This is a genomic window from Nocardia cyriacigeorgica, assembly GCF_010868145.1.
GTDB classification, from domain to species: Bacteria; Actinomycetota; Actinomycetes; order Mycobacteriales; family Mycobacteriaceae; genus Nocardia; species Nocardia cyriacigeorgica_D.
This window is the reverse complement of record NZ_JAAGUY010000006.1, coordinates 31,852-54,067: the sequence shown is the minus strand read 5'-3', so window position 1 is coordinate 54,067 and position 22,216 is coordinate 31,852. Positions and strand designations below refer to the sequence as shown.

Sequence of the window (22,216 nt, the reverse complement as noted above, 5' to 3'; positions counted from 1 at the left end):
GTTCCCGCGCACATGGGTTCGGCGCACTACCGCGGCGAGGCGCCGGGCCGCCCTGCGAGGCGCCGGCTCACCCACAGTGAGCCGGCGCGACACCTCAGGCCGGGTTCGCGACCGCTGCGCCGCGATCGGCTGCCGCCGGGACACCCAGCGCCCGTTCGAATCCCGAGGGGACGACGATGTCACTGCGGTCGAGCTCGGTGATACTCGTCTTGCGCAGGCCAAGCAGCGCCGAGTCGATGCCGCCGCGCAGGATGTCGAGCACGTTCTCCACGCCCGCCTGGCCGTTGGCGGCCAGGCCCCACAGGTAAGCGCGCCCGATCATGACAGCGCGGGCGCCGAGCGCCACGGCCTTGACGACATCGCTGCCGCGGCGGATACCGCCGTCGAGCAGGATCTCGATCTCCGAACCCACCGCGTCGGCCAGCACGGGCAGTGCACGGATGGCGGCGGGGGTGCCGTCCAGATTGTTGCCGCCGTGGTTGGACACCGAGATGGCGGCCACACCCGCGTCGACGGCGCGGTGGGCGTCATCGACGCGCATGACGCCCTTGAGCATCACCGGGCCGTCCCACTGCTCACAGATCCAGGCCACATCGGCCCAATCGGGGGCGGGGGTACCCATCCATTCGCCGTAGGCGCCGAAGAATCCGGGTGCCGGGGCGCCGCCGACCGCCATATTGGGCGCGGTGAGGTCGGGCAGCTTGCCCGAGCGCACGTAGGTGGTCAGCCAGCGCGGCTTGATCATGGTCTGCGGCGCGAATTTCATCATGGTGCGCAGATTCAACGCTTCGGGAATGACCGGGCTGCCCCAGTCGCGCCCGTGTGAGAACGACCAGTCCAGCGTCAGGATCAGCCCGACGGCGCTCGCGGTCTTCGCCCTGGCCATTCGCTCGGAGATCTCGTCCTTGCTGCCACACCAGTACAGCTGGAAGAAAGTCGCGGGGTTGGCCGCGATCACCTCTTCGATCGGCTTGCTCGCGAACGATGACAACCCCATGGCGGTCCCGCGCGCGGCCGCGGCTCGGGCCACCGCGACCTCGCCGTCGGGGTGCACGGCCTGCACGCCGGTCGGCGAGATCAGCACCGGCATCGAAATCTGTTGGCCGAGCACGGTGGTCGACTGATCGCGCTCGCCGATCGGCCCGGCGACGTGCGGCGCGAACCCGAGTTCACTGAACGCAGTCTGGTTGTCCTCGATGGTCTGGCCACGTTCGGAGCCTGCGATCAGGGCGCCGTACACCGATTTAGGGAGTCGCTTCTTCGCGCGCCGCTGCGCCTCGGCGACGGTTTCGAACCACGCGTTCATGGCTGGATCCTTTCGGGGGTCTGCGGCCACCACAGCCGGGTCTGGTCGGTCAGTTGTGAGGTCAGCTGGGCGAGCAGGGCGGCGCCCTCCTCGGCGGTCGCGTCCGTGGGATCACCGAGGACGCCATTGGGGCTCACCGCGCGCACTCCCCCGGTGCGCAGCAGCGGCAGGATCTGCGGCAGCGGCCGGACATCGCCGGCTTCGGCGCGGTCGGTGCGGACCCGGCCGGGCGAGAGCGCCAGTTGCAGCGCGGTTTCGGTGCGGCCAGCATGCGGATCGCCGTCGTAGCGCGGCAGGAACAGGCGTACGTCACGGGATTCGGTGCGCAGCAGGTCGACCGCCCGGCGTAGCGGTTCGACATTGCCGCCGTGCCCGTTGACGAGCAGGATCCGCTCGAAGCTGTCGGTGGCCGAGCGGCACAGCTCCACGATGAGCAGCTCCAATGCGGACGCGCCGATGGACAGCGTGCCGGGGAAGCCCGCGTGCTCACCGCTGGAACCGTAGGGAACCGCAGGCGCGACGAGCACATCCGCACGTGCGGCAGCCAATCGGGTGCACAGCGCGAGGGCGATATCGGTGTCGGTGGACAGCGGCAGATGCGGGCCGTGCTGTTCGGTCGAGCCGACCGGCACGGCCAGGATCACACCCGCGGCGACATATTCTCCCGCCTCGGGCCATGTGAGATCCGCCATCATGCCGCCGACATTAACGTCACTCACTGACATAATCAATAGGCCGTTCGGACGCATAATCAATAGCCGTGACGGCACACAGCACCCGCGGGCGCCCGCGCGGCACCAGCAAGCGCGCCCTCGAACTCATCGCCATGCGGCTGTTCAGCGAACAGGGCTTCGACGACACCACCGTCGAGCAGATCGCCGCGGCGGCGGGCATCAGCGGCCGGACCTTCTTCCGCTACTTCCCCAGCAAGGCCGAAGTGCTCTGGTACCAGTTCGATGCCGAGGTCGACGCACTCCGAGCCGCGTTCACGACCGTCGATCCCGATATCCCGATGATGGCCGCGGTGCGCCGCGTGGTGGTCAACGCCAACCGCTACCGCGCCGAAGATGTGCCCGAACTGCGCACCCGCATGCAACTGGTCGCGACGGTGCCCGCGTTGGCCGCCACGGCGGGCGCCCACTACGACGCCTGGGAGCGCACCGTCAGCTCCTTCGCCGCGAGCCGCCTCGGCCAGCCGGAGGACGCGCTGATTCCCATGGCCGTCGGACGCGCCACCCTCGCCGCTGCACGCGCCGCCTTCGACGCCTGGCTGACCCGCGCCGATACCGACCTCACCGTCTATCTGGACGAGGTGCTCGGCGCCCTCGAGCAAGGCTTCCCCACCCCGGACGACAGCGGGAGGTGACCGGCGCCACGGTCGAACAGCCCGACCCTGGTGGTTTCAGCGGTGACACCGCTGGGGTATGACTAGGCTCGATACCGGCACGCAGCCGAGCGTCACCACCGAGATACGCAAGACCTGTCGTACCCGTCGAAAGGGGCACGAGTTTCCATGTCCGAGGTGTCCATGAGCCTTTCGGCGGACTCACTGGCCGCAGGACCGGTCGACAACCTGCTTCCGCAGCTGGTCGAGCATCTGCGTCAGAACCGCACCGTGCTGCGTGAAGAATGGGCGCGCCGCATTACCGACGCCCGTCTGCTGACCGCCATGACGCCGGAGGAGATCTTCTCCGAGGCCACCTCGATCTTCGACAACTACGTCGAAGTACTCGAGACCGGTAGCGTCGAGGCACTGCAGGCCTACGCCCGCGATCTGTCCGAGCGCATCATTCCGAGAGGCGTCGAGACCGACGAGATCCTCGGCATCGTGCTGCTGCTGCGTGACGTGCTGGCTCGCTCGCTGTTCGAGAAGTACCAGTCGAACTTCGAACTGCTCAACGACGTCCTCGACGCCTACGAACCGGCCGCCAACCGCATCGCCAATACCGTGGGCGTGTCGTTCGTCCAGGAGCGCGAGCGCGTCATCCGCCAGCAGCAGGAAGCCATTCGCGAGCTGTCGACGCCGGTGCTGCAGGTGCGCGAGCAGCTGCTCATCCTGCCGATCATCGGCGTGCTCGACAGTCAGCGCGCCCGTCAGCTCACCGAGCAGTTGCTGCGTGCGATCCGCGCCAATCGCGCCAAGGTGGTCGTCATCGACATCACCGGCGTCCCGGAGATCGATCAGACAGTCGCCAACCACCTCGTGCAGACCGTCGACGCCTCCGGGCTGATGGGCGCCAACGTGATCATCACCGGCCTGTCCTCCGACATCGCGCTGACACTGGTCACCATCGGACTCGACCTGTCCAAGATGAACGCCGTCGGTGACCTGCAGGGCGGTATCGAGGAGGCCGAGCGGCTGCTCGGCTACGAGATCTCCCGGGTATCCGAACGCAGCGGGCGCTGATCAGCAGCTCATGCCGGTTCCCATCCTCAAACAGGGCACATACCTCATCGCGTCGGTGCAATCCGCGCTGACCGACGCCGATACCGAGCGTCTCCAGGACGACTTGATGACACAGGTCAGCAAGTACCGGGCGCATGGCATCATCGTCGACGTCACCGCCATCGACGTGATGGACTCGTTCGCGGCGAGATCGTTGCGGACCATCGCGCATATGACGCAACTGCGTGGCGCCCAGACCGTCATCGTCGGGCTGCAGCCCGAAGTCGCGTTCGCCATGGTCCAGCTCGGTCTCACCTTCGAGGACATGCACACCGCCCTCGACCTGGAAGAGGGCTTGGCCTGGTTGAACAGCAATGTCCCTGCCCGGCGGCGAGACGGTCGTGACCGTGGCCGCTGAGGACAGAGTCATCGCGGTGAAAATGTCCAACGACATCGTCACCGCGCGTCAGGCCGGACGTGAACTGGCCGAACAACTCGGCTTCTCCCTCACCGACCGCACCATGATCTCCACCGCCATCTCCGAGGTCGCCCGCAACATCACCAGCTATGCGGGCAGCGGCGAGATCCGATTACTCGTCGACGAACGCGAAGGCCGTCAGGCGCTGGTGGTGCAGGCCAGCGACAAAGGCCCCGGCATTCGCGATATCGCCCGGGCGATGGAAGACGGCTATTCCACCGGACTCGGGCTCGGCCTCGGGTTACCCGGGGCCAAACGTCTGATGGACAGACTCACGGTCGATTCCGGCCCCGATCGCGGCACGTTGGTGGAGATGTGGAAGTGGGTACCCAACGGTGCATGACGACGGGTACATCGGCCGGATCGAATGGGCCGTTGCCGGTCGTGCCCTACCCGGACAGCAGATCTCCGGCGATCGTTGCGCAGTGCTCGATACCGGATCAGGCATCGCGCTTTTCGCCGTCCTGGACGGGCTCGGGCACGGCAAAGCCGCCGCGGCAGCTGTCGACCGGGCCGCGCGGGTACTGGCCGACAATCGCGCCGAACCACTGGACGTCCTGATGGTGCTGTGCCACAGGGCGATGGCCGACACCCGCGGTGCCGCCGTGTCGCTGGCGTTGTTCGGTGCCGATTCGGTGCAGTGGCTCGGTGTCGGCAATGTCGATTCGCAATTGCTCACCGCAGGCCCCACCGGACCGGCGATCAGCGCGACGGTGCTGCAAACCGGCGGGATCGTCGGCTATCGGCTGCCGCCGCATCTGCAACCGCAGACCGTTCCGGTGCGCCCCGGCGACCTGTTGCTGATGTCCACCGACGGCATCGTCATCGACTCCGGTGCTGGCATCGATTTGTCCAAACCGGCCGCCGACATCACCGCGACGCTGCTCGAGCACAACGCCAAGGACACCGACGATGCCCTGGTGCTCGCGGCCCGGGTGCGCGGCACGAACGGAACCTCATGAGCGGTGGGTGCCGATAATGAGTACGGTCCTGTCCGCCTTCCTCGACGACTACGCCGACGCGCTGCGGCGGCATCTACGCTCTCCCGCGCACGACAGCCTGGCCGAAGGCCACGAGCTCGGCAGGCGAGCCCTCGTCGAGGGCATCAGCCTGCTCGATCTCACCGAGAACCACTATCGGGTGGTCACACAGGTGCAAGCCGAAACCGGTGGGCAGGGCCCGACCCCGCTCGAGGAGTCGGCGCTGGAATTCCTGCTGCAGACCCTCATCACCCTCGATGTCGCCACCCGCGGATACCTCGACGGCACCCGCCGCTATGAACAGCAGCGCACTCGTGCCGATGATCTCGCGGGCCGCGACGAGTTCCGTACCGCGCTGGTGGAGTCGCTGCAGGACGGGTTCTTCGTGGCCGACGCGCGCGGCACCATCATCGAGATCAACTCCGCCTTCGGTGAATTGACCGGCTACGGTGCGACCGACGTGCCCTATGCGCTGCCACATCCGTGGTCGATCCCGGAGGGCCCGCGATACCCCGATCTCGGCACCGCCGCACTGCGGTTCGTCACCCAGATCCGCCATCGTGACGGCCGAGACCGCTGGCTCGCGGTGAGCACGAGCACGCTGGTCAAACCCGAGGGCAATGAACGGATTTTCGTCGGCACCATTCGCGACGTCACCGCCGAGCACGATGCCCAGGCCCGCGATCAGGCTGCCTCACGGCTGGCGACCGCCGTCGCCTCCGCGATCAGTGTGGCCGAGGTGCTCGAGGTCGGACTGGACGAACTGCGGCGCACCGTGGATGCGGAAATCGCGGTCGTCGCGGTGTGGGCCACTCGGCAGGGCACACCCGAGGTCTATGTGTCCGGCGCACCGGACGATGCCGCGCCGGATACCGTCGGCGAACCACAGTCGGCTGAGGTGCTCGCGCCCGAGACGCGGGAGCTGCTGGAGCGGGCCAGGCTGCGCCCGGGCCGCACGCTGATCGCGGTGCCGGAGGCCACCGACCGCGCCGAAGGCATCGTCGCCCCGCTCGGTGAGACCGCGGACGCGGCCCTGTGGCTGCGCTTCGCCGCACCGCGCGTCGTCGGTGCGGCCGATTGGACGCTGTTCTCGCTGCTCATCGGCCATCTCAGCCTGGCGGTGCAGCGGGCACGCAACTTCGACCAGGCCCGCGCGACCTCCCTGACGCTGCAGCGCGCCATGCTCGGCCCGATCGAGCTGCCGCCGCGGTTCTCGGTGCACTACGAGCCCGCGCTGCCGCCGCTGGAGATCGGCGGCGACTGGTACGACGTGGTCCCGTTGAAGGACGGGACGATCGGTGTGGTTGTCGGTGACTGCGTCGGCCGTGGTCTGTCGGCCGCGGTGGTGATGGGTCAGTTGCGTACCGCGGCGCGGGCGTTGCTGCTGCGCGGTGCCGGTCCGGCGCAATTGCTGGCCGAGTTGGACACCGTCGCCGCCTCCATTCCCGGCGCCATGTGCACCACGGTGTGCGCGGCCGTACTCGACCCGATCCGCGGTCTGGTCCGCTACAGCAACGCGGGCCATATGCCGCCCATCCTCGCCGACGTCGGCGTGACCGGCCGGATGCTGGAAGGTGGCCGCGCGGTCCCGCTGGCGACCTTCGATATGCCGCGGCGCCCGGAGGCGACCACACCGCTGCCGCCAGGATCGACGCTGGTGCTGTTCACCGATGGGCTCGTCGAACAGCGCGGTGTCGACATCTTCGACGGATTCGACCAGATCGCCAGTGTGCTGGCCGAGACCCATGAACGGTTGCCGCGCGAAGTCGCCGACGCGGTGCTGTCTCGCCTGCGACCGGCAGGCGGCTACGACGACGACGTCGCCATGGTTGTCTACCGCCAGCCGCCGGCGCCGTTGCGGCTGCGGGTACCCGCCGGCGCCGATCAGCTGTCCGCGCTGCGGCGCACGCTCAAGGAATGGCTCACCGCCGCGGCTGTCCCCCACGACCTGGCCTCGGATCTGGTCGCGGCGGCGAACGAGGCGTGCAGCAACAGCATCGAGCACGCCTACCGCGACAGCGAACCCGGCCGGATCGAGCTGAGCGCGGAATGCGGCACCGAAACGGTGGAGATCCGAGTCACCGACTCCGGCAACTGGAAACCGCGGTCGGCTGATCGCGGGTACCGTGGCCGTGGACTGGATATGATGCGCGCGCTCACCGAAGAGCTCGACATCGACCACAGCGGGCCCGGTACCAGGGTGCGAATGTCGGTAACTCTGCCGGCGATCGCGTTCCCGGTGGCCAACCCGCTGCGCGGAACGAACAAACAGGTATCCGGATGACGATTCGGCAGGATCGCCCGGATCATGGCAGATTGTGATGATGTGACAAACACTTCCGGAGACGCGTATCCCCTCACCGACACGATGACGACCACCGTCGCCACCCGCGATGGGGCGATCGTGCTCACGGTGACCGGGGAGGTCGACCTGGCCACGGCACCCGCCCTGGAGAATGCGATCGACGCGGCCCTTGGCAGCGAACCGGCGGGCCTGATCATCGACCTGACCGCGGTCACCTTCCTGGCGTCGGCGGGCATGGCGGCGCTTGTCGCTGCGCATCAGCGGGCGGGTGAGACCACCGCGATCGCCGTGGTGGCCGACGGTCCCGCCACCAGCCGCCAGCTCAAGATGACCAGCCTCGACCAGGTCTTCGCCCTGCACACCACGCTGGAGGCGGCGCTGGCCGGACTCCGCGGCAACTAGCCAACCGACACCACGGGCCCCGCATCACCGAGGAGGCGATGCGGGGCCCGTGGTCACTCGGAAAGGGCCGCCCTGCTCGGCGGCCCTGCCCGGCGCCCGCTCAGTCGCAGAGGGCGCGCAGTTGCTCGATCAGACCCACTCGTTCGGCCGGGGTGGCCGCCATCGGGACGACGTTGAGCACCGTCACACCGGCCTCGGCGAACGCCGCGATCCGTTCCTTGACGAAGCTCGCCGGACCGACCAGCGAGACATCGCGCACCAGATCGTCGGGGACCACCTTGGCCGCCTCTTCTTTCTTCCCGGCCAGGTACAGCTCCTGGATGCGGTCGGCTTCGGCGCCGTAGCCGTACTTGGTGGCCAGCGTGTGATAGAAGTTCTTGCCCTTGGCGCCCATGCCACCGATGTAGAGGGCAAGGTGCGGCTTCACGAATTCCAGTAGTGGCGTGACGTTCTCGCCGATGGCCAGCGCCGGGCCCGCGAAGACCTCGAGGTCACCCAGCGCCGGATCGCGTTGCGCCCGACCGGCGGCCAGCGCATCGCCCCACACCTTCCCGGCCTGTTCGGGCAGGAAGAAGATCGGCTGCCAGCCTTCGGCGATCTCCGCGGCCAGCTGCACGTTCTTCGGGCCGAGCGCCGCCAGCAGCACCGGAATGCGTTCGCGCACCGGATGGTTGATCAGCTTGAGCGACTTACCCAGGCCGGTGCCGCGCTCGGCGGGCAACGGGATCTGGTAGTACTTGCCGTCGTACTCGAGGCGTTCGCGCCGCCACACCTTGCGGCAGATCTCCACCAGTTCCCTGGTGCGGCCGATGGGCGCGTCATAGGGCACGCCGTGGAAGCCCTCGATCACCTGAGGCCCGGACGCGCCGAGGCCGAGGACGAACCGGCCGTCGGAGACGAAGTCCAGGCCCGCCGCGGTCATCGCGGTCAGGCTCGGGGTGCGGGTGTAGAGCTGCAGGATGCCCGAGGCGAGCTGGATGCGCTCGGTCTTGGCAGCCAGGTAGCCCAGCGCGCTCACCGCGTCGAACGAATATGCCTCCGGGACGAACACGATGTCGAGACCTGCCCGCTCGAGATCGGCGACCTCGGCCGCGACCTCCTTGAAGCCCCCCGAATAATTGATACCCAATCCGATCCGCATAGCACTCAACATAGCCACGGGTACCCGACCGCCTGCGACCGGCCACGCCGAGATCGCGGTAGCGTGAAAGCGCCCCGCTCGCCAGAACGAAAGGCCACACCACCGTGTCGCAGCCGACCACCTCGCATCCGGATCTCGCGCCGAGCTTCGCCGACGCCACCGTCGCCGGATATCTGGCCGATCTGGCGGCCAAGGTGCCCGCTCCCGGAGGCGGTGCGGTGGCCGCGCTGCACGCCGCCCAGGGCGCTGCCCTGGTCGCGATGGTCGCCAGGTACACCACACGGGCCAAGGACGCCGAGCACCGGCCGGTCGTGGATCGGATCATCGAAGCCGCCGATGCGGCCAGGCAGCGGGCCCTGTCGCTCGCCGATGCCGACGCCGCCGCCTTCACCGCGGTAGGCGCGGCCTACAAGCTGCCCAAGAACACCCCGGAGGAGACCGAGGCCCGCAGCGCTGCGATCACGGCGGCGCTGCTGGAGGCTGCCAGGGTGCCTGCGGCGGTGGTCGATGAGGCCGACGAGGTGCTCTCTTTGGCCGGCGAGCTGTTGCCGATCGGCAACCCCAATGTGGTCACCGATATCGGCGCTGCCGCCGACGCCGCCCGTGCGGCGGCGACCAGTTCGCGGCTCAATATCGAGATCAATGTCGGCTCGCTGTCGGCCGAGGACGGCGCTGCCTTCGCCGCGGCGCTCGGCCGGATCGAGGCCATCACCGCCCGCGCCGACGCCCTGCATGCGGACGTACTCCACGCCGTGCGCGGCTGAGCGTCCTCGTCACCGGCCCGGTCGCCACGGCGGCCGGGCTGTGTCGTGTCCGGACAACCCGTCAAATAAATAGCCGACACATAGCCAGCACGGCTTAAAACCGCCATACATGTCCTGAATGCGCCAGGATCCGACCTCACGAAACCCAGGGCATCACACCACAACTGCCAGTAGATGCCCGATTCTTTCATCCAACCGCGCCGGAATCCGCCTTCGACCGGCGTACTGCCGAGTAGGTAACTGAGTCGGCGTACACTGGGCCGCGGTTTCGTGATACACATCACTTCACGGACCGTTCTTGCTTCACCTGCTTTGTGCGTCACCACGAGTCACCAGCGTGATCGGCGGCCATCCGCCGCCGGAACTGATAGCTCGAGCTCGACATGCAGGAGGTAACGGTGAGGATCGGGTACATCACGGCGCTACCGGCGCTCGAGCCGGACGACCTGGACCGCACGGCGGACCAGGGGGCCAGGATCGACGTCATCACGGTGCGCCAGGTCGTTTCCAACATCGCGGACTGCTCGGCCGATCCCGGCGAGTTGACCGTCGGTCAGGCACGCCGCGCCCATGACATCCACCGCTACTGCTCACCCGATTGCCTGGTCCTCAGACGAGCCAGGTACACGCTGAATGCGACGGCCACCGGCCGTGCGGCATTCACGCTTGCCCCGGATCGGGCGGGGGCCGGCGCCGTGTAGATCACCCACGACGCCGCTTCGGACACCCATGAGTTGTCCGTGCAGCAGCACGCTGCCCCATTGCGCCGGAAACGATCGGCGCCAGTGACATTCGTTGCCCTGATGACACCGAATGGTTCTTGATCAGCTCCACCCACCGGCCGACAGGTACGCGACGCGCGCACCACGGCCACCGCTGAGGAGGATTACGTTGAGCACCATATTCACCCGCGAGGACACCGATTCCGACTCCGACATCCTTGGCCGAAAACCCGGCAGCGACGCGTTCGATATCACCACCCGCAGCCGGCCACTGAGCATCGTTCTCGTCGCTCCCCCGTACTTCGATGTCCCGCCCGCCGGATACGGCGGGGTGGAGGCCGTGGTCGCCGAACTCGCCGACACCCTTGTCGCGCGCGGCCACCAGGTCACCCTGCTCGGCGCCGGAAAGCCGGGCACAGCAGCAGAATTCGTCCCGGTCTGGGACCGCATCCAGGCCGACCGGCTCGGCGATCCGTTCCCCGAGGTCGTCAACGCGCTCAAGGTTCGACGCATCATCGAGGACCTGGCCCGCACCAGGCCGATCGACATCATCCACGACCACACCTTCGCCGGGCCGCTCAACGCGCCCGCCTATGAGGCACTCGGCATCCCGACCGCGGTCACCGTGCACGGCCCGGTCGACGGCGATATGTGCGACTACTACGGCGCACTCGACGAGCACACCCGCCTGGTCGCGATCAGCGACCGCCAGCGCGCGCTCGCGCCGACGTTCAACTGGATCGCCCGGGTACACAACGCATTGCGTCCCAGCGAATGGCCGTTCCAGGTCGAGAAGAAGGATTACGCGCTGTTCCTCGGCCGCTACGCCTCCTACAAGGGCCCGCATCTGGCATTGCACGCCGCCCATGAGGCCGGAATCCCGTTGATCCTGGCCGGTAAATGCAATGAGCCGCCGGAGAAGGCCTACTTCGCGCAGGAGATCGAACCGCTGCTGACCGACAGCGATCACGTCTTCGGCGAGGCCGACGCGGTGGCCAAACGGCAACTGCTCGCCTCCGCGCGCTGCCTGCTGTTCCCGATCCGGTGGGAGGAACCATTCGGCATCGTGATGATCGAGGCCATGGCCTGCGGCACCCCGGTGGTGGCGTTGCGCGGCGGTGCGGTGGAGGAGGTCGTCGTCGACGGCGTCACCGGCATCATCTGCGACGATCCGGCCGAACTTCCCGCCGCCATCGCACGCGCGAGCGAGCTCGACCCGTATGCCTGCCGCAGGCGCGTCGAGGAACTTTTCGGTGTCGATCAGCTCGGTGCGGGCTACGAGGCGGCCTATTACCGCATACTCGAAGCGTGGGACGAATCCCATCGCCCGGCAGATGAATTGACCACCGTCGAGCTCCGGCGCAGCGGCCTGCTCGGCCTGCGTGCGGACAACGGCCCGACACCGGCTTGGAGTCGAGCATGACCGAACCCCCCAGGGTCCTCAATTCCGGTCAACCCGCCGCCGTCAACGGCGGCGGGGGGACCATCACCCTCGTCGAAGCGAGCACGTTCTGCCTCTCCGATCAGCTCGGCGACATCCATTCGGGCACCTCGCAGGGCCTGTTCTACCGTGATGCCCGAGTGATCTCGCGGTGGGAGCTGCGCTTGGACGGCCAAGCGGCCGAACAACTCACGGTGCTCACGCCCGAGGCGTTCAAGGCGCGGTTCATCATGCGCAAGCAGCCGCGTCAGGGCATCGCAGACAGCACCGTGCTCGTCGTGCGCAAGCGCATGATCGGGCAGGGGCTCAAAGAAGCGATCATCGTGCAGAACCTCGGTCACGAGGACACCGCGATCACCGTCACCTTGTTCGCCGACGCCGATTTCGCCGACCTGTTCGCCGTCAAGGAGGGCCGCAAACATCTCGGCAGCGCCGAGGCCCAATCCGTCGACGGCGAACTACATCTCATCGACCACACCGATCCGGGCCGTGGCCTCACCATCAGCGCCACCGGCGATCCGGTCATGCTGCCGGGCACCGTCACCTGGCAGGTCGTCGTCCCCGCGCACGGGCAGTGGAAGACCGAGATCCTGGCTCAACCGGTGGTCGCGCATCGGCGAGTGCAGATGGCCTTCGGTGACGACGAGGACAGCCCCATCAGCAGGCTCAAGGCCTGGCGCGCCACCGCCACCGATCTGACCGCCACCGACGCCAGGCTCACCGAGGTGCTGCAGCGCACCGAAAGTGATCTGGGCGCGTTGCGGATCGATGGTCGCGGCGACGGTTCGCCCGCGTATGTGGCCGCGGGCGCGCCATGGTTCATGACCCTGTTCGGCCGCGACAGCCTGCTCACCTCGTGGATGGCGCTGCCGTTGGATTCGGCGCTCGCGGTCGGGACACTGCGGCAGCTGGCCAAACTCCAGGGCACCAAGGTGGAACCGATCACCGAGGAAGAGCCAGGCCGGATCATGCACGAGATGCGGCACGGCCCGGCCGGTGGGCAAGTCCTTGGCGGCGAGGTCTACTACGGCTCGGTCGACGCGACCCCGCTGTTCGTCATGCTGCTGGCCGAATGCTGGCGCTGGGGCGCGGACGAGTCGGTGATCCGGGAGCTGCTACCCGCCGCTGACGCCGCGTTGGCCTGGATCGACGAATACGGTGACGCCGACGGTGACGGCTTCGTCGAGTACCGCCGCAAGACCGACCGCGGACTCACCAATCAGGGCTGGAAGGACAGTTTCGACGCGATCAACGACGCGAGCGGTCATCTGGCCGAACCGTCGATCGCGCTGAGCGAGGTACAGGGTTACGCGTACGCGGCCCGGCTGGCCAGGGCCGAACTGGCCGACCATTTCGGTGACACCGAGACGGCGGTACGGCTGCGTGGTCAGGCCGAGGACCTCAAGACGAGGTTCGACGACGCGTTCTGGGTCGCCGAGAACGGTTGGTACGCGATCGCGCTGGACGGGCACAAACACCAGGTCGATGCCTTGACCAGCAACGCTGCCCAATGCCTGTGGTCGGGGATCGTCGCCGACGAGCGCGCCGCCGAACTGATCGACAAGCTCGCCGATGCCTCGATGGATTCGGGATTCGGATTGCGCACACTGTCGGCCACGATGGGTGCCTACAACCCGATGAGCTACCACAACGGCTCGGTGTGGCCGCACGACACCGCCATCGCGGTGGCCGGATTGCAGCGCTACCGCCACATTCCCGGCGCCAGCGAGCTCGCCGAACGGCTGACCCTCGGTCTGCTCGATGCCGCCGCCGAGTTCGGTGGCAGACTGCCGGAGTTGTTCTGCGGTTTCGGGCGCGGCGAGTTCCGGTCTCCGATCCCGTATCCGACCTCCTGTTCACCACAGGCGTGGGCCAGTGCGGCACCACTGCTGCTGGTGCGCTCGTTCCTCGGACTGACACCGTGCGTACCGAACCGGCGGCTCACCGTCACCCCGCGGCTACCGCGTCGGTGGGGCAAACTCGCGCTGACGGACATGCGGCTGGGCCCCGCGACGGTCACCCTTCATGCCGAGGGATCGGAAATCCATGTGCACGGATTGCCCGACGATTGGCAGTTGGTCACCGAGTAGCCCACCGCCCGCCGCGTAACGAGCAGGCAACGCTCTGCGCCGTAGTTGATCATGCGCGCCTAGAATGGACCTCTGCCCACCACACCGTCTCGAAGGGGTGGAGCCATGCGGAGCGTAGTTCGGCACCTGTTTCTGGCGACCGCGATCATGGCATTGGCCATGTTCGGGTCGGGCGCGGCGAACGCCATGTTGATCGACCGATCCCCGCCGGGCGCGGGTGTCGGGTCGGTCGCCTCCATCACGCCTTCCGATGGCCGGATGGTCGGTATCGCCCATCCGGTGACCATCCGATTCGCGGCCGATATCGCGGACCGGGCGACCGCCGAGAAATCGGTGGTGATCACGGCCGGTCAACCATTGACCGGCACCTTCTCCTGGACCGGCGACCGGCAATTGACCTGGATACCGACCGGGTACCTGCCCGCCAATGCGACCATCGGCGTGCGCATCGGCGAGGCTCGCACCGAATTCGCCACCAATGCCGGTGTCGTCGCCGACGCGAATATGTCGGCGCACACCTTCACCGTCAGCATCGGCGGTCAGGTGGTCCGGCAGATGCCCGCCTCGATGGGTAAGCCGGGCTGGGAGACACCGACCGGCACTTTCCCCGTGCTGGAGAAGTTCCGGCACATCGTCTTCGATTCGCGCACCATCGGCATCCCGTTGGATTCCCCCGAGGGATATCTGATCGACGGTGAATACGGTGTGCGTCTCACCTGGGGCGGTGTGTTCGTGCATTCGGCGCCGTGGTCGGTCGACTCACAGGGCAATGCCAACGTCAGCCACGGCTGCATCAACCTCGCCCCTGGCGACGCGGCCTGGTACTACGAGAACGTCGGCATCGGCGACCCGGTCAACGTTTTCTGGTGATTCCCGCGCCACACCCCGGACGGTCTCCGAACCGCCCGGGCGGGTGTCGTGAGCGCCCAATCACCCGTCCGTCCAGTACAAATAGGTGGACCTGACGGGAGAACCTGACGAAGGTGGGGGCGTTATGGATCGACAGGACAGTGCGCGCAGCGAGCAGGGCGCACCAGGCACCGGGGAGACCGGGGGCGCGTCGAACGCGGACTATGTGGGCGAATGGGCTGATTGGATGTCCCAGCTCCCCGCGCCCGCGAAGATCGCGCCGGGCCGGCCCGCACCGGCAGGCGCGGATGTGCCGCGTCGGGTCGGCCGCCGCGAACCGATCGAACCGGCGCCGGGTAAACGACGGTGGATCCCACCCGCGCTCGGACTGCTCGGCGCCGCTGCACTGCTGGGGGCGGCCACTGTCCAGTTCGGCGGATCTGGCTCCGCTCCCGCGCCCGCTCGGGCACAGACCAGTGTCGCCGCACGGGCCGCGGACCCCCCTTCGTGCGCACCCGAGCGAGTAGGCAACCGGATCCAGGGCAACGCGGCCGGCGGTGACGACTCCGGGCCCGCCGCCATCTTCGCGTTTCAGCACGCCTTCTATGTCGCCCGCTCCGGTGAGCAGGCGCGCACCGCGGTAGCTCCCCGTGCCGCGGTCCCGGCCGCACCCGATATCCAGCGCGGCATCGATTCCGTACCCGCCGGGACGACCCATTGCCTCACCATCAGTCCGGGTGCGTTCGTCGGCCAGTACACCGTCGTCATCACCGAGTACCGTCCGCAAGCCGAGCCGATCACATACAACGCCCAGCTCGTCACCACCGCCGACGTCGACGGCAGAATCCTGATCACCGGGATCAGCCCCATCACATAACCGGATCGGCAGCCCGCCCATTCGCCAATGATCCAGACCCGGCCCATGACTGAACGACCACCAGACATGCGACCGACGACCCTGGTCAGCCGCCTGCGGGAGGGGCACACTCACAAATATGACCAACATCGACGAAGTTCGGATCCCCGAGCATCCGACGGTTCTGGCTGCACTGCGGCTGGCCTGCCGGGCGCCGTCGGTGCACAACACCCAGCCCTGGCGCTGGGTCTTCGACGGAACCCGGCTACACCTCTACGGCGACGGCGAACGCCGGTTGCATTCAGCCGATCCACAGGGCAGGCAGCTGGTGATCAGCTGCGGTGCCATGCTGCATCACGTAAGCACCGCGTTCGCGGCCCGCGGCTGGCACACCGATATCACCCGGCTGCCCGATCCCACGCGACGCGATCATCTGGCAGTCCTCGATTTCCGGCCGTGGCCGGACCCTCCGGATCGGTTGCTCGCTCTCGCTCGCGCGATCGATCGACGCCACACCGACCGGCTGCCATTGCTCGAACCACCACACTGGGCGGAGCGCAGCGACACGGTGCGCTCGCTGGTCTCGGCCTACGAGATCGAGTTCGATCTGCTCGACGGCTCGGAGCGGCCGCGACTGGCCGCCGCCTCGGAGCAGTCCTCGGCCCTGCGCCGCCACGATCCGCACTATCAGAACGAATTGCACTGGTGGGCCGGCAATACCGCCAACCTGGAGGGGATACCGGCCTCCGCGTTGGCATCGAACGCGGAGCTGTCCCAGGTCGGCGTTGGACGGGAATTCCCGGCGGGACCGCGCGCGCTGCGACGCGGCGACCTCGACGATCGCGCCGAGCTCGCAGTGCTCAGCTCTCCCGACGATGCACCGCTGCACTGGCTACGCAGCGGAGAAGCGCTCTCGGCGGCGCTGCTGGAATTCACCGTCGCCGGGCTCGCGACCTGCCCGCTGACCCACATCACGGAATTGCCATCCAGCCGGCGCATCATTGCCGGGCTGATTCCCCGGCCCGGCGTGCCGCAGGTGGTGGTGCGTGTCGGCGCCGCGCCGCAGGGTCCGGAGCAGCCGCCGACGCCGCGGCGCCACGTCGCCGAGTTCTTCTCCGTCGACCGGTCCGCGCGCTGAGGGTCGCGCGATGAACACCACCGGCGCACCGGTCGTCGTCGGCGCCGACGGCTCGCCCTCCGCGTTCAGGGCGGTGCGCTGGGCCGCCGCCGACGCCGCCCGTCACGGCAGTCCACTGCACATCGTGTACGCGATCGGGGTACCGGTCGATGTGGGCCCCGCACTCGGCTACGCACCGATCGACGCCGAAACCTATCGCAAGGCGGGCGAGGACGCGCTCGCCGAAGCCTGCGACATCGCTGTCGTGGCGGCCGCGCCGATCGGCGATATCGAGATCGAGACGTGGGTGCGGGAGGCGGCGCCGGTGCCGCTGCTGCGTGATCGGTCCACGTCGGCGAGATTGCTGGTCGTCGGCACCCGCGGACTCGGTGCGCTGCGGCGGGGCCTGCTCGGGTCGGTGAGCACATCGCTGGCGCGCCACGCCCACTGCCCGGTCGCGATCATCCCCGACTCGGCCGAACGCGGCGACGGCCCAGTGGTGGTCGGTACCGACTGCTCCCCCACCAGCATCCGCGCCATCGACATCGCGTTCGACCAGGCGGCTCGACGCGACACGGAGCTGGTTGCGGTGCTGGCGTGGTCGGAGTTCTATCGCTATCTCTCCCGCCCCGAACTCGAGGCGGAGGCGCTGACCAGGTTGACGGAGACGTTGGCACCGCTGTCCGCGCGTCATCCCGAGGTGCCGGTGCGATGCATCGTCGCCGAGGACCGACCAGCGCGACTGCTGCTCAGCACCGCCACCGACGCCCAACTACTCGTCGTCGGCAGCCACGGGCACGGCGGCTTCGTCGGCATGACCCTCGGCTCGGTCAGCCAAGCCGTGCTGCATGCCGCCGACTGCCCGGTGATCATCGCCCGCGCCGCATCCTGAACCCGGTTCACCGCACTCCGGCCGCGACCGGTCAGGGATACGACGATCGGGAAGCCCGAATCGCTAGTCGCCCGCGATCGCCCGGCGCAGAGCGCGCCCGGTTGCCGATTCCATGCAGGCCGCGAGCTGCTCGGGTGTTCCTTCGTGGATGAGGCGTCCACCGTGCCGGCCGGGGCCGGGTCCGAGATCGATCACCCGGTCGGCGCGACGGACGACCTCCAGGTTGTGCTCGATGACGACAACGGTGTCGCCCTTGCCGACGAGGGTGTCCAGCACACCGAGCAGGGTGTCGATATCGGACAGGTGCAGGCCGGTGGTCGGCTCGTCCAGGATGTAGAGGGTGTGCTCGGCTCGGGCGGCGAGTTCCTTGGCGATTTTCAGGCGCTGGCATTCGCCACCGGACAGGGTGGTCAGCGATTGCCCCAGGCGCAGATAGCCGAGACCGACGTCGGCGATATGGCCGAGCGCGCCGGTGATCGCCGGGGTGGTGAGCCTGCGTATGGCCTCGTCGACGGTGAGTTCGTCGATATCGGCGATCGACAGGCCGTCGACCCGGTAGCCGAGTACCTTGTCGGTGAAGCGGCGCCCACCGCAGGTTTCGCACACGATTTCCTGACCGTCCATGAACGCCAGGTCGGTGTAGATCACCCCGAGCCCGTTACACGCCGGGCAGGCGCCTGCGGAGTTGGCGCTGAACAGCGCGACGGGGACCGCGTTGCGGCGGGCGAAGAGTTTTCGGATCGCCGGTGCGATCCCGGTATAGGTGATGGCGGTCGAGCGCCGATTGGTGCTGACGGGACGCTGGTCGACGACGGTGGCGGGATGCTGGGCGGCCAGTTCGGCGGCAAGGCTCGATTTGCCCGACCCTGCCACGCCGGTGAGCACCGTGAGCACGCCGGTCGGGATGTCCACATCGAGACCCGTGAGGTTGTTGCGGGTGGCGTTCTCGACCCGGAGCTTCCCGGTGGCGCAGCGGGGCGGACGTGGTGCGCGATGCCCGCGCAGCCCACGCCCGGTCGGGGTGTCGGCCTGCCGTAGTTCGGTGAATTCGCCCTGGAAGACCACGCGCCCACCGTCGGCGCCCGCGCCCGGCCCGATCTCGACGATCTGGTCGGCGATCCGCATGACGTCGGGATCATGTTCGACCACGAGCACCGCATTGCCCTTGTCCCGCAACTGTTTCAGCAATGCGGTCATCGACCGCACATCGTGCGGGTGTAGGCCGATGGTCGGTTCGTCGAAGACGTAGAGCATCTCGGTGAGGCTGCTGCCCAGGTGACGGACCGTTTTGATGCGCTGGGATTCGCCACCGGAGAGTGTCAGCGTCGGCCGCGACAGGGTCAGGTATCCGAGGCCGATGGTCGTGAGTGCGACGAGCCGGTCACGCAGTGCCGCCACCACGGGCGCCACGCTCGGCTCCTGCACCCCGGTGACGATATCGGCCAGCTCGCCCACCTCAGTGCGGCCGAGCTCGACGATGGTGTGCCCGAGCACCCGTGCGGTCCGCGCCGCCTCGTTCAACCGGTCGCCACCGCAGTCCCGGCAGGTCTCGGCGTGGGTGAATCGTTGCACCACCGCCTGTTTGCGTTCCGACATCTCCTCCGAGGTGTGCAGGTAGATCCGCTCGAACCGTGCGACGACACCCTCATAATCCTTGGGTGGCCGGGTACCGAGCCGGGCCGCCGCGGCGCCGCCGTACAGCAGTGCCGCGCGTTCCTCGGACCTCCACTCCCGCAGGGGCGACTCCGGGTCGAAGGAACCGATCTCCGCGTACTGCCGATACCAGTACTGTCCGTTGCCGAAGCCGGGCAGCAGGATCGCGCCCTGCTCGAGGGATTTGTCCAGATCGAGGACGCGATCGACATCGGTGGCGAGAGTCTCCCCGAGTCCCGCGCAGGTGGGGCACATACCGGTCGGATCGTTGAACGAGAAGTGGTTCGACTCCCCCACATACGGTTCGCTCACCCGCGAGAACAGCAGGCGCAGATAGGTGTAGGCGTCGGTGATGGTGCCGACGGTGGATCGGGCATTGCCACCGAGCCGCTTCTGGTCGATCACAACCACCGGCGACAACCCGTCGATCGAGTCCACCTGCGGCCTGCTCCAGCGCGGCAGGCGGTTGCGCACGAACGGCGGATAGGTCTCGTTGAGCTGGTAGCCGGCCTCGGCGGCGATGGTGTCGAACACCAGCGAGGATTTGCCAGAGCCGGAGACTCCGGCGAAGACCACGAGCCTGCCGCGCGGTACGTCGATATCGATGCCACACAGATTGTGGGTACGCGCCGCTCGGATACGAATCGAGCGCGTCGGACCGATGTCGTTGGAAGTCACCACTCGACCGTATGACCAGATGCGGCCGGATCTTGACCGCAATATGCGGAGAATGGGGGGTATGTCCGACACCACCGGCCGAATGCTCGAATTGCTGGCCACCCTGCAGACCGGCCGCCGTTTCAGCGGCCGCGATCTGTCCGCGCGGCTGGAGGTCAGCCCGCGCACCCTGCGCCGCGACGTCGACCGGCTACGCGCCTATGGTTACCCGGTCACGACCCAGCCCGGCCCCACGGGCTACTACCAGCTGGCAGCTGGACGCACCCTGCCACCACTGGTCCTCGACGACGACGAATCAGTGGCCACGCTCATCGCGCTGGCACTGCTCGGCGCCACCACCCCCGACGCCCTGCACGCAACCGCACGCTCCGATATCGGTGCCGCCGCCGACCGGGCGTTCGGCAAGATCGACCAATTCCTGCCCACCCGGTTGCGATTGCGCGCCGAGGCGGTGCGCAGTTCACTCGAGGCCGCCCCGCTCGCCGCGCCGTCGGTCGATACCGAACTGCTGTCGTTACTGGGCGCCACGGCCGCCGGGCATGAACACGTCCGCTTCGACTATGCCGATAAATCCGGCGCAACCTCGACCCGGCGGGTCGAGCCGTATCGCCAGGTCAACCTCCATCTGCGCTGGTATCTGCTCGCCTGGGATCTCGATCGCGCCGACTGGCGCACCTTCCGCATCGACCGGATCACCGCAGCCGTGACCATCGGCACCCGATTCACCCCGCGACCGCTGCCCGCCGAATCCGGCCTCGCCTATCTGCGGGCCGGTCTCAGCACCCGCCGTTACCGCGCCGTCGCCACCGTCGACGCACCTGCCGCGACGATCCGCGACGCCCTGAAGTTCCAGGACTGCGATATCGAGGCGCTGTCGGCGGATCGGTCCCGGGTGATCACCCGGGTGGATTCGTTCGAATGGCTTGTACTCCAACTCGCTCTCGTCGGAGCCGATTTCGTCATCGAGGAGCCCGCCGAGTTCCGTGACCGATGCCGTGAACTCGGCGAGCGGTTACAGCACGCGGCCGGACCGTCGTGCGCGGCACCGGTCAGCGTGCAAGGAACTCGTCGATGACCCGCCAGGTGGTCTCGCGCGCGGTCGGCCCGGCCAGGATGCCGAGATGACCGCCGGGAACCTCCTCGAATCGAACCTCGGACGCGCCGGTGAGCACCTCGAGGCCGGCGCGGGCGGCGGCCGCGGGGACCACCAGGTCGGTGCGGCTACCGAGGATCAGCACCGGGCAGGTGAGCTTGGCCGTCTCGACCACCAGATCCGAGCGCAACCGGATGGTGCCGGTGACCAGTTCGTTGCGCAGGATGAACGAGCGGTGGATCTGGCGATAAAGGCGCCCGGGATAGCCGGGCATCATCGCCATGAACCGATCGATGGCCTCCATCCGGGCCAACGCGTCCTCGTCGAGAATATTGCGGGCGACGAACAGCGGTCGGGTCACCTCACGCTGGAAAGCCTGCACCCGGAACCCGGTGCGCACGATGTAGCTCGGGATTCCACCGAAGACCCGGGTGGCGAGGTCGACCTCGCGTCCGCCGGTCACCGCACCGAGCAGGCGCAGCGGCGCCACGGTCAGCGTGTCACGCTGATCGAAGGGCGGAGCGATAGCGGTGACGGAGGCGATCGGCAGATCGGCGTGCCCTGCTCCGGCCAGCACCGCGAGGATGCCGCCCAGCGACCAGCCGATGACCTCGACCGCGGCACCGTCGTGCTCCTCGCTGACCCGCCGGATGGCGGTCGGGACGATGTCGTGGGTCCACTCTTCTAGTCCGAGATCGCGGTCCGCGTAGGTCATCTCGCCGTAGTCGAGGACATAGGGCTGCCTGCCGGTCTCCAGCAGGAATTGCACGAAGCTCTGCCCGTCGCGCAGGTCGAAGCAGGCCGGGGTGACCGCGAGCGGCGGCACCAGCAGCACCGGCCGCTGCGTGGACGGCTCGGCGCGGTCGAATCGGCGCAGGCATCGGTGTGGTTCGTCGTAGACGACGGTCGACGGTGTCGGCGCGTAGGGCTCGATGCCGTCGCCGAACGATAGCGCCCATACATTGCGCGCAGCGCGCGGCAGATCCCCCACAAGCGAAACCATGTGTGCCCCTCAACGCCTTTCAACCTCGGCAACGCATTAACTTACTATACGGTAAGTTAA

21 protein-coding genes are annotated in these 22,216 nt (G+C 68.0%); 16 read left to right on the top strand and 5 right to left on the bottom strand.

Features of this window, described 5'->3' with window-relative positions:
* Positions 1 to 94 precede the first annotated feature (94 nt).
* Both mftD and mftE read right to left on the bottom strand, forming a co-directional pair.
* Positions 95 to 1,306 (bottom strand): pre-mycofactocin synthase MftD, encoded by a 1,212-nt coding sequence (gene mftD, locus GV792_RS10465; RefSeq protein ID WP_163823859.1) that lies wholly within the window; start codon positions 1,304 to 1,306, stop codon positions 95 to 97.
* Positions 1,303 to 2,001 carry a mycofactocin biosynthesis peptidyl-dipeptidase MftE gene (gene mftE / locus GV792_RS10460; protein ID WP_163823858.1) on the bottom strand — a complete coding sequence of 233 codons (699 nt, stop codon included), beginning with the start codon at positions 1,999 to 2,001 and terminating at the stop codon, positions 1,303 to 1,305. The genes mftD and mftE overlap by 4 nt, the downstream gene beginning before the upstream one ends.
* A 65-nt stretch (positions 2,002 to 2,066) precedes the next feature.
* On the opposite strand from mftE, the gene mftR reads away from it, so the two are divergent.
* The 7 genes from mftR (at position 2,067) to GV792_RS10425 (ending at position 7,857) form a co-directional block, all read left to right on the top strand.
* Positions 2,067 to 2,672, top strand: a complete 606-nt coding sequence (mftR, locus tag GV792_RS10455; RefSeq protein WP_163823857.1) for a mycofactocin system transcriptional regulator — start codon at positions 2,067 to 2,069, stop codon at positions 2,670 to 2,672.
* 147 nt (positions 2,673 to 2,819) lie between these two features.
* Positions 2,820 to 3,713 carry an STAS domain-containing protein gene (locus GV792_RS10450; RefSeq protein WP_138458732.1) on the top strand — a complete coding sequence of 298 codons (894 nt, stop codon included), beginning with the start codon at positions 2,820 to 2,822 and terminating at the stop codon, positions 3,711 to 3,713.
* Positions 3,714 to 3,723: 10 nt separating this feature from the next.
* Positions 3,724 to 4,110, top strand: a complete 387-nt coding sequence (locus GV792_RS10445) for an STAS domain-containing protein (RefSeq protein WP_163823856.1) — start codon at positions 3,724 to 3,726, stop codon at positions 4,108 to 4,110.
* Entirely contained in the window at positions 4,100 to 4,513 is a 414-nt protein-coding gene (locus tag GV792_RS10440) for an ATP-binding protein (protein ID WP_163823855.1), read from the top strand. The genes GV792_RS10445 and GV792_RS10440 overlap by 11 nt, the downstream gene beginning before the upstream one ends.
* Complete coding sequence (locus GV792_RS10435; protein ID WP_163823854.1) at positions 4,506 to 5,132, top strand: SpoIIE family protein phosphatase; 627 nt, start codon at positions 4,506 to 4,508, stop codon at positions 5,130 to 5,132. Before GV792_RS10440 ends, GV792_RS10435 begins: the two co-directional genes overlap by 8 nt.
* A 16-nt stretch (positions 5,133 to 5,148) precedes the next feature.
* Complete coding sequence (locus tag GV792_RS10430; protein WP_163823853.1) at positions 5,149 to 7,434, top strand: SpoIIE family protein phosphatase; 2,286 nt, start codon at positions 5,149 to 5,151, stop codon at positions 7,432 to 7,434.
* 84 nt (positions 7,435 to 7,518) lie between these two features.
* Complete coding sequence (locus tag GV792_RS10425) at positions 7,519 to 7,857, top strand: STAS domain-containing protein (protein ID WP_163823992.1); 339 nt, start codon at positions 7,519 to 7,521, stop codon at positions 7,855 to 7,857.
* A 100-nt stretch (positions 7,858 to 7,957) separates the two neighbouring features.
* Here the strand turns inward: GV792_RS10425 and GV792_RS10420 are convergent, their stop codons facing one another.
* Entirely contained in the window at positions 7,958 to 8,998 is a 1,041-nt protein-coding gene (locus GV792_RS10420; protein WP_163823852.1) for an LLM class F420-dependent oxidoreductase, read from the bottom strand.
* Between the two features lie 104 nt (positions 8,999 to 9,102).
* Here GV792_RS10420 and GV792_RS10415 point away from each other — a divergent pair, with 104 nt between their 5' ends.
* From GV792_RS10415 to GV792_RS10380, 8 genes are all read left to right on the top strand, one after another.
* On the top strand, positions 9,103 to 9,762 hold the full coding sequence (locus tag GV792_RS10415; protein WP_163823851.1) for a cyclodeaminase/cyclohydrolase family protein: 660 nt from the start codon (positions 9,103 to 9,105) through the stop codon (positions 9,760 to 9,762).
* A gap of 398 nt (positions 9,763 to 10,160) precedes the next feature.
* On the top strand, positions 10,161 to 10,463 hold the full coding sequence (locus tag GV792_RS10410) for a hypothetical protein (protein ID WP_163823817.1): 303 nt from the start codon (positions 10,161 to 10,163) through the stop codon (positions 10,461 to 10,463).
* 235 nt (positions 10,464 to 10,698) lie between these two features.
* Positions 10,699 to 11,907, top strand: coding sequence for a glycosyltransferase family 4 protein (locus GV792_RS10405; protein ID WP_163823991.1), 1,209 nt, complete (start codon positions 10,699 to 10,701; stop codon positions 11,905 to 11,907).
* The gene (locus tag GV792_RS10400; RefSeq protein ID WP_163823850.1) at positions 11,904 to 14,015 is read left to right on the top strand and encodes an amylo-alpha-1,6-glucosidase; all 2,112 of its coding nucleotides are present in this window, start codon (positions 11,904 to 11,906) and stop codon (positions 14,013 to 14,015) included. The genes GV792_RS10405 and GV792_RS10400 overlap by 4 nt, the downstream gene beginning before the upstream one ends.
* A gap of 105 nt (positions 14,016 to 14,120) precedes the next feature.
* A complete protein-coding gene (locus GV792_RS10395; RefSeq protein WP_163823849.1) occupies positions 14,121 to 14,885 on the top strand; it encodes a L,D-transpeptidase in 765 nt (254 codons plus the stop codon).
* 124 nt (positions 14,886 to 15,009) lie between these two features.
* Positions 15,010 to 15,741, top strand: a complete 732-nt coding sequence (locus GV792_RS10390) for a hypothetical protein (RefSeq protein ID WP_163823848.1) — start codon at positions 15,010 to 15,012, stop codon at positions 15,739 to 15,741.
* Between the two features lie 118 nt (positions 15,742 to 15,859).
* Positions 15,860 to 16,858 (top strand): Acg family FMN-binding oxidoreductase, encoded by a 999-nt coding sequence (locus GV792_RS10385; protein WP_163823847.1) that lies wholly within the window; start codon positions 15,860 to 15,862, stop codon positions 16,856 to 16,858.
* Between the two features lie 10 nt (positions 16,859 to 16,868).
* A complete protein-coding gene (locus GV792_RS10380; protein ID WP_163823846.1) occupies positions 16,869 to 17,729 on the top strand; it encodes a universal stress protein in 861 nt (286 codons plus the stop codon).
* A 63-nt stretch (positions 17,730 to 17,792) separates the two neighbouring features.
* Here the strand turns inward: GV792_RS10380 and GV792_RS10375 are convergent, their stop codons facing one another.
* Positions 17,793 to 20,060: an excinuclease ABC subunit UvrA gene (locus GV792_RS10375; protein WP_309139095.1), complete on the bottom strand. Its 2,268-nt coding sequence runs from the start codon at positions 20,058 to 20,060 to the stop codon at positions 17,793 to 17,795.
* Positions 20,061 to 20,121: 61 nt separating this feature from the next.
* Between GV792_RS10375 and GV792_RS10370 the strand changes: the two genes are divergently transcribed.
* Entirely contained in the window at positions 20,122 to 21,135 is a 1,014-nt protein-coding gene (locus GV792_RS10370) for a helix-turn-helix transcriptional regulator (RefSeq protein ID WP_256668139.1), read from the top strand.
* Here the strand turns inward: GV792_RS10370 and GV792_RS10365 are convergent.
* Positions 21,110 to 22,156 carry an alpha/beta hydrolase gene (locus GV792_RS10365; protein ID WP_163823845.1) on the bottom strand — a complete coding sequence of 349 codons (1,047 nt, stop codon included), beginning with the start codon at positions 22,154 to 22,156 and terminating at the stop codon, positions 21,110 to 21,112. The two genes, GV792_RS10370 and GV792_RS10365, sit on opposite strands and share 26 nt — an antisense overlap.
* Between the last annotated feature and the right edge of the window lie 60 nt (positions 22,157 to 22,216).